Below are 12,044 nucleotides of genomic sequence, written 5' to 3' on the forward strand. Positions count from 1 at the left end.
TGTAAACAGTCGCGCGTGGAACGCAATCAAATGCCTCTAACCAGGAAGTTTTCATTCGCAGCCATGCTTGCGCTGCTCAGCCCGCTGGCCTTTGCCGCCGATCTCCAGCGCCTCGATGTGGCGTCGCTGCCCGGTGAGCGGGTGGAACTCAAACTGACCTTCGACGAGCCGGTGGCCGCAACGCCGAAAGGCTATACCATCGATCAGCCAGCGCGTATCGCCATCGATCTGCCGGGCGTCAAGAACCGCCTGGGTGAGCGTTCCCGCGAACTGGGGCTGGGCAATGCGCGCAGCCTGACCGTGGTCGAGGCCAACGATCGTACTCGCCTGATCATCAACCTGGCTGACCTGGCTCCGTACACCACGCGTGTGGAGGGCAACAACCTGTTCATCATGGTCGGTGCCAACAGTGCGCCAGGCTATGCAACGGCTCCGGCGCCTGCCGCTGCGGCCAACACCCCGGTCCAGGCCAGCGGCAGCGACGGGCGCAGCAACACCCAGCCCGCCGCCAGCAGCCCGATGGCCGCAGGTGGGGGACGTGCCATTCGCAGCCTGGACTTCCAGCGCGGCGAACAGGGTGAAGGCAATGTCATCATCGACCTGTCCGATCCGACCATTCGGGTGGATGTGCAGGAGCAGGGAGGGCGGGTACGCCTGACCTTCCCCGGCACCAGCCTGCCCGATGAGTTGCGCGTGCGTCTGGACGTCAAGGATTTCGCCACCCCGGTCAACTTCATCAGTGCCAGCAGCTCCGGCCAGGACGCCAGCATCAGCATCGAGCCGACCGGTTTCTACGAGCACCTGGTCTACCAGGCCGACAGCCGCCTGACCGTCAGCTTCAAGCCCATGACCCGTACCGAGATCGAGCAGCGGCGGGCTGACGAGTTCTCCTACTCCGGCGAGAAATTGTCGCTGAATTTCCAGGACATCGAGGTGCGCTCGGTACTGCAGCTGATCGCCGACTTCACCGACCTCAACCTGGTGGCCAGCGATACCGTACAGGGCAGCATCACCCTGCGTCTGCAGAACGTGCCCTGGGACCAGGCGCTGGACCTGGTGCTCAAGACCAAGGGGCTGGACAAGCGCCAGATCGGCAACGTGCTGCTGGTGGCGCCGGCTGACGAGATCGCCGCCCGTGAACGCCAGGAGCTGGAATCGCAGAAGCAGATCGCCGAACTGGCCCCGCTGCGCCGCGAGCTGATCCAGGTCAACTACGCCAAGGCATCGGACATCGCCACCCTGTTCGCTTCGGTTACCTCCGGCGATGGCGAGCAGCGCGGCTCGATCACCGTGGATGACCGCACCAACAGCATTATCGCCCTGGAAACCCAGGCCAAGCTCGACGAATTGCGACGCATCGTCACCCAGCTGGACATCCCGGTGCGCCAGGTGATGATCGAGGCGCGTATCGTCGAGGCCAACGTCGGTTTCGACAAGGCGCTGGGCGTGCGCTGGGGTGGTAACGTCAACCTGGGCAGACGCTTCAATGCCTATGGCAAGGACGACAACATCGGCATCACCGATGACCCGATCATGAGCCAGAACCCGGTCACCGGCGAATACGATGTGGAGAACTACCGTAATCCCGGCGGCATCTTCGGCAACCCGACCATTCCGTTCAACACTCCGTTCGTCGACATGGGTGTACTGGGCGCCACCTCGGGCATCGGCATCGGCTTCATCACCGACAACACCATCCTCGACCTGCAGCTGTCGGCGATGGAAAGCACCGGCAATGGCGAGATCATCTCCCAGCCCAAGGTGGTGACCTCGGACAAGGAAACGGCTCGTATCCTCAAGGGCGCGGAAATTCCCTATCAGGAAGCCAGCTCCAGCGGTGCCACCACCACGGCCTTCGCCGAGGCGGTGCTGTCGCTGGAAGTGACACCGCAGATCACCCCCGACAGCCAGGTAATCATGGAAGTGGTCGTCACCAAGGACGAGCCGGACTTCAGCCGTGAGGTCAACGGCGTGCCAATGATCCGTAAAAACGAAGTTACCGCGAAGATTCTGGTAGCTGATGGTGAAACCATCGTGATTGGTGGTGTATTCTCCAGTGAATCGCAGAAGAGTCAGGAAAAGGTGCCCTTCCTGGGTGACCTGCCGGTGGTCGGCAGAGCCTTCCGGCGTGACATCAGTTTCGAGAGCAAGACCGAGCTGCTGGTGTTCCTGACTCCTCGCATCATCAATAATGGAGCTATCAGTCTTGCCAGGTAATCGCGTTGCGTAATGTCTTTCTGGTAGGCCCGATGGGGGCAGGGAAAAGTACCATCGGGCGCCTGCTGGCAAAAGAGCTCAGATACCCATTCAAGGATTCAGACCGGGAAATCGAAGCCAGAACCGGAGCCGATATCCCCTGGATCTTCGATGTGGAGGGGGAGGAAGGCTTTCGTCAGCGCGAAGAAGCCATGATTGCCGAACTGGTGCAGGAGCAGGGCATAGTGCTTGCCACCGGTGGCGGCGTGGTGATGCGCGAGGCCAACCGTCGGGCGCTGGCCGATAACGGCCTGGTGGTCTACCTGCGGACCAGCGTCGAGCAGCAGTTGCAGCGTACCGCCAAGGATCGCCAGCGGCCACTGCTGCAGACCGCGGACCCGGAAAAGGTCTTGCGCGAGTTGATGGCGCGGCGTGACCCGCTGTATCGGGAGATCGCCCACCTGATCATCGATACCGACCAGCGCGGGCCCAAGGTGGTGGTCAGCACCATCGTCGCCCAGCTGACGCAAGAGCCGAACTGAAGACCCGGAAAGCGCGGGACTGATGTATCCTTGCCGGGTTCCCAGGGAGAGTTCCATGCAGCAATTGACCGTTAATCTCGATGATCGCAGTTACCCCATCCACATTGGCAGCGGCCTGCTCGGGCAGGTAGAACTGCTGGCGCCGCATATTGCCGGCCGGCAGGTATGCATCGTGACCGATGATACCGTCGCTCCGCTGTATCTGCAGCGGCTGTGCCAGACCCTGGCGGATTACGCGGTAGTACCGGTGGTGTTGCCTACCGGGGAAGCCTTCAAGAACTGGTCGACCCTGCAGCAGATCTTCGATGCCCTGCTCGCGGCACGGCATGATCGCCGTACCACGCTGATCGCGCTGGGTGGGGGCGTCATCGGTGACATGACCGGCTTTGCCGCCGCCTGCTATCAGCGGGGCGTCGACTTCATCCAGATTCCCACCACCCTGCTGTCCCAGGTCGACTCCTCGGTGGGCGGCAAGACCGGCATCAACCATCCGGCCGGCAAGAACATGATCGGTGCCTTCTACCAACCCAAGGCGGTACTGATCGATACCGACAGTCTGCGCACCCTGCCCGCGCGGGAGGTCAGCGCCGGGCTGGCGGAAATCATCAAGTACGGGCTGATCCGTGATCGCCAGTTCCTCGACTGGCTGGAGCAGCACATGCCAGCCCTGCGTGAACTGGAGCCGGCGCTGATCACCGAGGCGATCGCCCGCTCCTGCGCGATCAAGGCCGAGGTGGTGGCAGCAGACGAGCGCGAGGGGGGCGTGCGCGCCATCCTCAACCTGGGACATACCTTCGGCCATGCGATCGAGGCGCACCAGGGCTATGGCAACTGGCTGCATGGCGAGGCAGTGGGCGCGGGGATGGCCATGGCCCTGGAGTTGTCGCAGCGCCTGGGCTGGCTGAGCGAGGCCGAGCAACAGCGCGGCGTGACGCTGATCGCCGCTGCCGGCTTACCGGTGACACCGCCACGCGGCATGTTGGGCGAGGACTTCAAGCGCCTGATGGCGGTGGACAAGAAGGTACTCGACGGCCAGTTGCGTCTGGTGCTGCTCAAGCAGATGGGGGAGGCGGTGGTGACGGCTGATTTTGACGGCCAGGCGCTGCATTCGATGTTGGCGGTGGCCGGGCGATGAGCGAGCAACGGGAAGTGGATATGGGCGACTTGAGCAGCACCGAGGACTATCTCATACACTATCAGCTGCGCCATGATCCATTCATGGCGCGTGCGCCGGGCTTTCGTTTCTTCACGCCAAAGCGCAAGCCGGTGCTGGCGCAGTTGCATCACATGGCGCACTTTTCCGAGCAGTTGCAGGTAGTGGTCGGCCCCCCGGGTGCCGGCAAGACCCTGCTGCGCCAGGCGATGGTTGCCAGCTGCAACAAGGACAAGGTGCAGTGCGTCGTCACCTCGGGGCGCGAGCAGGCGGATGTCGGCGCGCTGACCAGGCTGCTGTGCCAGGCATTGAATGTTGCCGATACCCGGGCCCTGCTGGAGCGTGCCGAGCAGCTGCATGCCACCGGCATGCAGCTGTACCTGGTGGTGGACGACGCCCACTGTCTGGAGCCCGAGGCCATCCAGTTGCTGGCCGATCTCAGCCAGGCCGACAGCCGGGCGGCGCCACGGGTCTTCCTGTTTGCCGAAGAGTCCATCGGCGAAGCCCTGGAGGCGGTGGACATGCCGGCCGCCCGGGTGTGGCTGCAACTGCTGGAGCTGGCTCCCTTCAACCTGGAGGAAACCCGCGACTACCTGGCCCAGCGTCTGGAAGCGGCGGGGCAGGGCATCGAGTTGCTGGACGATGCGCAGGTCGGTCGGATTCACCAGGACAGTGGTGGTTGGCCCGGTGCGATCAATCGGGTAGCCAGGCAGGTAATGATGGAGGAAATCGAGGAACCGGTGCGTCCGGTACGTCAGCGGCAGGCGGTGGCCTTGCCGATGCGCTCGCTGGTGGCACTGGTGCTGGTGGGGATCGGCGTGACCATTGCCTGGATGATGGGAGGCGATGAGCCGGAGCCGACGCGGACGGTCATCAGCCTGCCTGATCAGGTCGCCAGCGTGGATGTGACAGGGGACGCGACGGATGGCCCCATGCTGCAGATGCCCAGCGAGACGAGCGGTACCCTGGAGCGTATTGCCGAGGAGCCGGACGCCGAGCCGCTGGTGGCGACCGAGGTCGCGCGTGAGCGCCGGGCGCCCGCAGCGGATGGTGATAATGGTCAGTTGCCCGAGCCTGTCGCCATGCCCGAACCGGTTCGGATCGAGGCGCCGCCAGTGGTTGCCGCGCCGGAGCCGATAGTGGCGGACACCCCTGCACCGTCGGCGGTACCGCAGCCGCCGACGGCAGCGCCGCAGGCCGCGCCTGCGACACCGAGCACGGCAAGCGCTCGACCCGCCGCATCCGGCGCGAATGCCGCGTATCGGCAGGCCGACTGGTACCGCCAGCGGGCTGCCAGCGAGTATGCCCTGCAATTGCTGGGTACCCGCTCACGCCAGGCGGCACTGGACTTCATCAATGCCCAGTCCGGAGTGGCGGACCTGGGGTATTTCGAAACCCAGCATGAAGGCCAGCCCTGGTTCGTCGTCACCCAGGGGCGTTATGCCGGGCGTGCCCAGGCCCAGCAAGGCGCTGGCCAGTTGCCTGAATCGCTGCGCAAGCTGCAACCCTGGCCGCGCAGCATGGGCAGCATCCAGCAGTCGTTGCGCTGATCCTGTCGCTCTTCTGCGGCTCCGATATTCCCCGGGAATGCGGAGCCGCAGCTTCCTTCTCCAACCCCTTCCCCTGAGCGGCCATGTCCTTTGGCCGTGGCTGCAGCGTGTCCTGTCCGCCGCTACGGCACTGTCACTGTTCTATAGTTATTTCTGCACTTTCATGGTGCATGATTTTCTTTAGTGCACTGCTTTGGTTCAAAAAATATAGTCATTTTAAAAAAATGCTTTCCTTGTTACGACATTTATATATGTTTTTGCGGCAAAAATAATTGTGGCTGCATGGCGTGCTGTGTACAATCAGGTCCTCTTCCGCAGCTGATACCTGGTCCGATCTGGTCCGTTTATTGACTGTAAGTAACTGAAATACATGGAAATAAATTGAGAGCGTGCCTATGAAAGCAGGTCTGTATCAGCCTGATCAGTTCAGGGATAACTGTGGCTTCGGTTTGATTGCCCATATGCAGGGCGAGGCCAGTCATCATCTGCTGAAAACCGCCATCGAGGCGCTGACCTGCATGACCCATCGTGGCGGCATCAATGCCGATGGCAAGACCGGCGATGGTTGCGGCTTGTTGCTGCAGATGCCCGATCGTTTCATGCGGGCGGTCGGCAAGGAGGAACTGGCCCTCGATCTGCCGGAGCAATATGCGGTGGGGATGGTTTTCACCGGGGTTGAGCCGGCAGCGCAGGCCCGCGCTCGCCAGGCGTTCGAAACAGCGCTGGCCGATCAGCAGCTGGGCCTGCTGGGATGGCGCAAGGTACCGGTGGACAGCAGTGTGCTGGGACCATTGGCCCTGAGTTGCCAACCGAACATCGAGCAGCTGTTCATTTCCGGGCAGGGCCTGGATGAGCAGCAGTTCGCCATCAAGCTGTTCTACGTTCGGCGCAAGGTGGAACTGGCCATGCAGGCCGATGCGGACTTCTATGTCTGCAGCCTGTCGGCCAAGGTGATTTCCTACAAGGGCCTGATGATGCCGGCGGACCTGGACAGCTTCTTCCCGGAGCTGGGAGATGCGCGCATGGAAACCGCGATCAGCGTGTTCCACCAGCGCTTCTCCACCAATACCCTGCCGCGCTGGCCGCTGGCCCAGCCGTTCCGCCTGCTGGCGCACAACGGCGAGATCAATACCATCACCGCCAACCGCAACTGGGCGCATGCGCGGCGCAACAAGTTCGTCAACGAGCTGCTGCCGGAGCTGGACAGCCTGGCACCGCTGGTGAATGTCACCGGTTCGGACTCCTCCAGCATGGACAACATGCTGGAACTGCTGCTGGCCGGCGGCATGGACCTGTTCCGCGCGGTGCGCATGGTGGTACCGCCGGCCTGGCAGAACATGGAAACCATGGATGCCGACCTGCGCGCCTTCTATGAATTCAACTCCATGCACATGGAGGCCTGGGATGGTCCGGCCGGCATCGTGCTGACCGAAGGCCGCTATGCGGTCTGCCTGCTGGACCGCAATGGCCTGCGCCCGGCGCGCTACGTGATTACCGCCAACGGCTATATCACCCTGGCCTCGGAAATCGGTGTGTGGAACTACCGCCCCGAGGATGTGATCAGCAAGGGCCGGGTCGGGCCCGGCCAGATCCTGGCGGTGGATACCCGCACCGGCGAGGTATTGCACACCGACGAGGTGGAAGGCCGCCTGAAGTCGCGCCATCCGTACCGCAAGTGGCTCAAGCAGCATGCCCTGCGTATCCAGGGCACGCTGGACGATCGCGACCAGCGCGACGAGTTCCTCACACCCGAGGCACTGCAGCAGTACATGAAGATGTTCCAGGTCAGCTTCGAGGAGCGTGACCAGGTGCTGCGCCCGCTCGGCGAGAACGGCCAGGAAGCGGTCGGCTCCATGGGTGACGATACCCCCATGGCGGTGCTGTCCAGCCGGGTACGCACGGTCTACGACTACTTCCGCCAGCAGTTCGCCCAGGTGACCAACCCGGCGATCGACCCGCTGCGCGAGGCGGTGGTCATGTCGCTGGAAACCTGCCTCGGCGCTGAGCGCAATGTCTTCGAGGAAACCCCGGACCACGCCAACCGGGCGATCCTCAGCAGCCCGATCATTTCCCCGGCCAAGTGGCGCACGCTGATGAACCTGCAGCGTCCCGGCTTCGAGCACCAGGTGATCGACCTCAACGTTGACCAGCAGGTGCCGCTGGCCGCGGCCGTGGCTGGCATCGTCGAGCAGGCCGAGACCGCGGTACGCGCCGGCAAGACCCTGCTGGTACTCAGCGACCGGGCGATTGCCAAGGGCAAGCTGCCGGTGCATGCGGCGCTGGCGGTGGGGGCGGTGCATCATCATCTGATTGCCTGCGGTCTGCGTTGCGACTGCAACATCCTGGTGGACACCGCGAGCGCCCGCGACCCCCACCACTTTGCGGTGCTGATCGGTTTCGGTGCGTCGGCGGTATACCCTTACCTGGCCTACGAAGTGCTGGCCGACCTGGTGCGTACCGGCGAGGTGATCGGTGACCTGTACGAGGTATTCAAGAGCTACCGCAAGGGCATATCCAAGGGCCTGCTGAAGATACTGTCGAAGATGGGAATCTCCACCGTGGCCTCCTACCGCGGCGCTCAGCTGTTCGAAGCCATCGGCCTGGCCGACGAGGTGGTCGAGCGGTGTTTCCGCGGCGTGCCCAGCCGTATCCAGGGTGCGGGTTTTGCCGATCTGCAGGCCGAGCAGGCACTGCTGGCCGCCGAGGCCTGGAGCCCGCGCAAGACCATCCAGCAGGGTGGTCTGCTCAAGTATGTGCATGGCGGTGAGTACCACGCCTACAACCCGGACATCGTCCGCGCGTTGCAGGACGCGGTGCAGGGTGACAGCTACGACAAGTATCTGGAGTACGCGGCGCTGGTCAACCAGCGCCCGGTGGCGACCCTGCGCGATCTGCTGCAACTGCGCCAGGACCTGACACCTATCGCGCTGGAGGAAGTGGAGCCGCTGGAGTCGCTGTTCAAGCGCTTCGACTCGGCCGGGATTTCGCTGGGTGCGCTGTCACCGGAAGCCCACGAGGCCATCGCCGAGGCGATGAACCGCCTGGGTGCCCGCTCCAACTCCGGGGAGGGCGGCGAGGACCCGGCGCGCTACGGCAGCATCCGCACCTCGAAGATCAAGCAGGTGGCCTCGGGCCGCTTCGGTGTCACCGCGGAGTACCTGGTCAACGCCGAGGTGCTGCAGATCAAGCTGGCCCAGGGCGCCAAGCCCGGTGAAGGCGGGCAGTTGCCCGGTGGCAAGGTCAACGAGCTGATCGCCCGGCTGCGCTATGCGGTGCCGGGGGTGACGCTGATTTCACCGCCGCCGCACCATGACATCTATTCGATCGAGGACCTGGCGCAGCTGATCTTCGACCTCAAGCAGGTCAATCCGCAGGCGCTGGTCTCGGTCAAGCTGGTGGCCGAGCCGGGCGTCGGTACCATCGCCGCCGGCGTGGCCAAGGCCTATGCTGACCTGATCACCATCTCCGGCTATGACGGTGGCACCGGCGCCTCGCCGCTGACCTCGATCAAGTATGCCGGTTCACCCTGGGAGCTGGGCCTGTCCGAGGCGCACCAGACCCTGCGCGGCAACGATCTGCGCGGCAAGGTGCGGGTGCAGACCGATGGCGGCCTGAAGACCGGCCTGGATGTGATCAAGGCGGCGATCCTCGGCGCCGAGAGCTTCGGCTTCGGTACCGCGCCGATGATCGCGTTGGGCTGCAAGTACCTGCGCATCTGCCACCTGAACAACTGCGCCACCGGCGTAGCCACGCAGAACCGGCAGTTGCGCGACCAGCACTACATCGGCACCGTGCAGATGGTGATGAACTTCTTCACCTATGTCGCCAGCGAGACCCGCGAGTGGATGGCCAAACTGGGCGTGCGCCGCCTGGAGGACCTGATCGGCCGCACCGACCTGCTGGAGATCCTGCCCGGCACTACCAGCAAGCAGCAGGGCCTGGACTTGCGCCCACTGCTGTTCAGCGATGCGGTACCGGCGGACAAGCCGCAGTACTGCCAGGTCGACCGCAACCCGCCATTCGACCAGGGCCTGACCGCCGAGCGCATGGTCAGCCTGGCGCTGCCGGCCATCGAAGGGCTGGCCGGTGGTGAGTTCGAGATGCCGCTGACCAACTGCGACCGTTCGATCGGTGCCCGGGTATCCGGTGAGATCGCCCGTCGCCATGGCAACCAGGGCATGAGCGAGGCGCCGATCACCTTCCGCTTCAGCGGTACCGCCGGACAGAGCTTCGGCGTATGGAACGTGGCTGGCCTGAATATGTATCTGCAGGGTGATGCCAACGACTATGTCGGCAAGGGCATGACCGGCGGCAAACTGGTGATAGTGCCGCCGGCGGGCAGCCCGTTCCGCTCCGAGCGGACCTCGATCATCGGCAATACCTGCCTGTATGGCGCCACCGGCGGCAAGCTGTTCGCCGCCGGGGTGGCCGGTGAGCGTTTCGCGGTGCGCAACTCCGGTTGCCATGCGGTGATCGAGGGTGCCGGTGACCACTGCTGCGAGTACATGACCGGCGGCATGGTCTGCGTGCTGGGCAAGACCGGCTACAACTTCGGCGCCGGGATGACTGGCGGCTTCGCCTATGTGCTGGATCAGGACAACAGCTTCTTCGACAAGCTCAACCACGAACTGGTGGAGCTGCAGCGCATCAGCGGCGAGTCGATGGAAGCCTATCGCAGCCACCTGATCCAGGTGCTGACCGAGTACGTCGCGGAAACCGGCAGTGCCTGGGGCGCCGAGGTGCTGGAGGATCTGGACAATTACATCCGCCGCTTCTGGCTGGTCAAACCCAAGGCCGCGAGCCTGCGCGCCCTGCTCAAGACCACGCTGGCGAACCCGCAATAAACCCGGGTTGCCGAGCACCTGCTCGACGACAGGTTTCAGCCGCAGCGGGCGTCGCGCCCGAATGCGGACCGGGGCGCTACGCCGCGGAGCAGGGACACGAATATATTTGAGAGGTAGAACATGGCAGAGCGTCTGAACAACGACTTCCAGTTTGTCGAAGTGGGTCGTCAGGAACCGAAGAAGCGGCCCCTGCGTCAGCGCAAGACCCGCTTTATCGAGATCAATGAACTGTTCAAACCGCAGGAGGCGGCAGAGCAGGCGCACCGTTGCCTGGAGTGCGGCAACCCCTATTGCGAATGGAAGTGCCCGGTGCACAACTACATTCCCAACTGGCTGAAGCTGGTCTCCGAGGGCAACATCATCGAGGCGGCGGAACTGTCGCACCAGACCAATACCCTGCCGGAGGTCTGCGGCCGGGTGTGCCCGCAGGATCGCCTGTGTGAAGGTGCATGTACGCTGAATGACGACTTCGGTGCGGTCACCATCGGCTCGGTGGAGAAGTACATCACCGATACCGCCTTCGCCATGGGCTGGCGCCCGGACATGTCGCAGGTGGTGCCGACCGGCAAGCGCGTGGCGGTGATCGGTGCCGGGCCTGCCGGCCTGGGCTGCGCCGATGTGCTGGTGCGCGCCGGGGTCACGCCGGTGGTGTTCGACCGCAACCCCGAGATCGGCGGGCTGCTGACCTTCGGTATCCCCGAGTTCAAGCTGGAAAAGACCGTGATGTCGCGCCGTCGCGAGGTGTTCACCGGCATGGGCGTGGAGTTCCGCCTGAATACCGAGATCGGTCGCGACGTGACCATCGAACAATTGCTGGACGAATACGATGCTGTGTTCATGGGCATGGGCACCTATACCTACATGAAAGGTGGCTTCCCCGGTGAGGAACTGCCCGGTGTGCATGATGCGCTGGATTTCCTGGTGGCCAACGTCAACCGCAACCTGGGCTTCGAGAAGTCGCCCGAGGACTTCGTCGACATGAAGGGCAAGAAAGTGGTGGTGCTCGGTGGTGGTGACACCGCCATGGACTGCAACCGCACCTCGATCCGCCAGGGGGCCGAAGCGGTCACCTGTGCCTACCGCCGCGATGCGCAGAACATGCCGGGCTCGCGCAAGGAAGTGAAGAACGCCAAGGACGAGGGTGTGAAGTTCCTGTTCAACCGCCAGCCAATCGCCATTGTCGGTGACGGCAAGGTGGAGGGCGTGAAGGTGATCGAGACCCGCCTGGGCGAGCCGGATGCCAAGGGTCGGCGCAGTCCCGAGCCGGTGCCGGGGTCGGAGCAGGTGCTGCCCGCAGATGCGGTGATCATCGCCTTCGGTTTCCGCCCCAGCCCGGCGCCCTGGTTCGCCGATGTGCAGGTGGAGGTCGACGGCCAGGGCCGGGTGGTCGCTCCTGAACAGGCGAAGTACAAGTTCCAGACCAGCAACCCCAAGGTATTTGCCGGCGGCGATATGGTGCGCGGCTCGGACCTGGTGGTGACGGCGATCTGGGAAGGACGGCAGGCGGCCGAGGGGATTCTGGATTATCTGGAAGTGTGAGTTGTTGGCTGGATTTGTTGTTCCGGCGTCTGGTTTTCGGTCTTACAGACTCTGATCCTGCACGGAGATGGTGGCAGTGGTTCCCGAGTCGGGTACGCTCGACCGTTTGATGCCAGGGATGGCATCAACGAGCCCCCAGGGATGGGTTCACGGCGTGTCGAGCGTACCCGACTCGGGAACTACAGTCCTTGCACTCTCTCCCATCCTCAAATATAGCCCG

6 protein-coding genes are annotated in these 12,044 nt (G+C 63.7%); all 6 read left to right on the forward strand.

Going from position 1 to position 12,044, the window contains the following annotated elements:
- Window positions 1-30: 30 nt before the first annotated feature.
- The 6 genes from pilQ to H6X51_RS06425 all read left to right on the forward strand — a co-directional run bounded on the left by pilQ (window position 31) and on the right by H6X51_RS06425 (window position 11,824).
- Entirely contained in the window at window positions 31-2,217 is a 2,187-nt protein-coding gene (gene pilQ, locus H6X51_RS06400; protein ID WP_185266694.1) for a type IV pilus secretin PilQ, read from the forward strand.
- A gap of 5 nt (window positions 2,218-2,222) precedes the next feature.
- Entirely contained in the window at window positions 2,223-2,738 is a 516-nt protein-coding gene (gene aroK / locus H6X51_RS06405) for a shikimate kinase AroK (protein WP_185266695.1), read from the forward strand.
- Between the two features lie 55 nt (window positions 2,739-2,793).
- A complete protein-coding gene (gene aroB / locus H6X51_RS06410) occupies window positions 2,794-3,873 on the forward strand; it encodes a 3-dehydroquinate synthase (protein WP_185266696.1) in 1,080 nt (359 codons plus the stop codon).
- A complete protein-coding gene (locus tag H6X51_RS06415) occupies window positions 3,870-5,441 on the forward strand; it encodes an AAA family ATPase (RefSeq protein ID WP_185266697.1) in 1,572 nt (523 codons plus the stop codon). The genes aroB and H6X51_RS06415 overlap by 4 nt, the downstream gene beginning before the upstream one ends.
- Before the next feature lie 395 nt (window positions 5,442-5,836).
- Complete coding sequence (gene gltB / locus H6X51_RS06420) at window positions 5,837-10,285, forward strand: glutamate synthase large subunit (protein WP_185266698.1); 4,449 nt, start codon at window positions 5,837-5,839, stop codon at window positions 10,283-10,285.
- A 120-nt stretch (window positions 10,286-10,405) separates the two neighbouring features.
- Window positions 10,406-11,824 (forward strand): FAD-dependent oxidoreductase, encoded by a 1,419-nt coding sequence (locus H6X51_RS06425; RefSeq protein ID WP_185266699.1) that lies wholly within the window; start codon window positions 10,406-10,408, stop codon window positions 11,822-11,824.
- Window positions 11,825-12,044: the final 220 nt, after the last annotated feature.

Origin of the sequence: Halopseudomonas xiamenensis (assembly GCF_014219065.1) — a bacterium.
Taxonomy (GTDB): domain Bacteria; phylum Pseudomonadota; class Gammaproteobacteria; order Pseudomonadales; family Pseudomonadaceae; genus Halopseudomonas; species Halopseudomonas xiamenensis.

Bases quoted from the DNA above. Each gene is read 5' to 3' on its own strand.
- pilQ (WP_185266694.1), top strand. From the start codon at position 31: ATGCCTCTAACCAGGAAGTTTTCATTCGCAGCCATGCTTGCGCTGCTC.
- aroB (WP_185266696.1), top strand. From the start codon at position 2,794: ATGCAGCAATTGACCGTTAATCTCGATGATCGCAGTTACCCCATCCAC.
- H6X51_RS06415 (WP_185266697.1), top strand. From the start codon at position 3,870: ATGAGCGAGCAACGGGAAGTGGATATGGGCGACTTGAGCAGCACCGAG.
- gltB (WP_185266698.1), top strand. From the start codon at position 5,837: ATGAAAGCAGGTCTGTATCAGCCTGATCAGTTCAGGGATAACTGTGGC.
- H6X51_RS06425 (WP_185266699.1), top strand. From the start codon at position 10,406: ATGGCAGAGCGTCTGAACAACGACTTCCAGTTTGTCGAAGTGGGTCGT.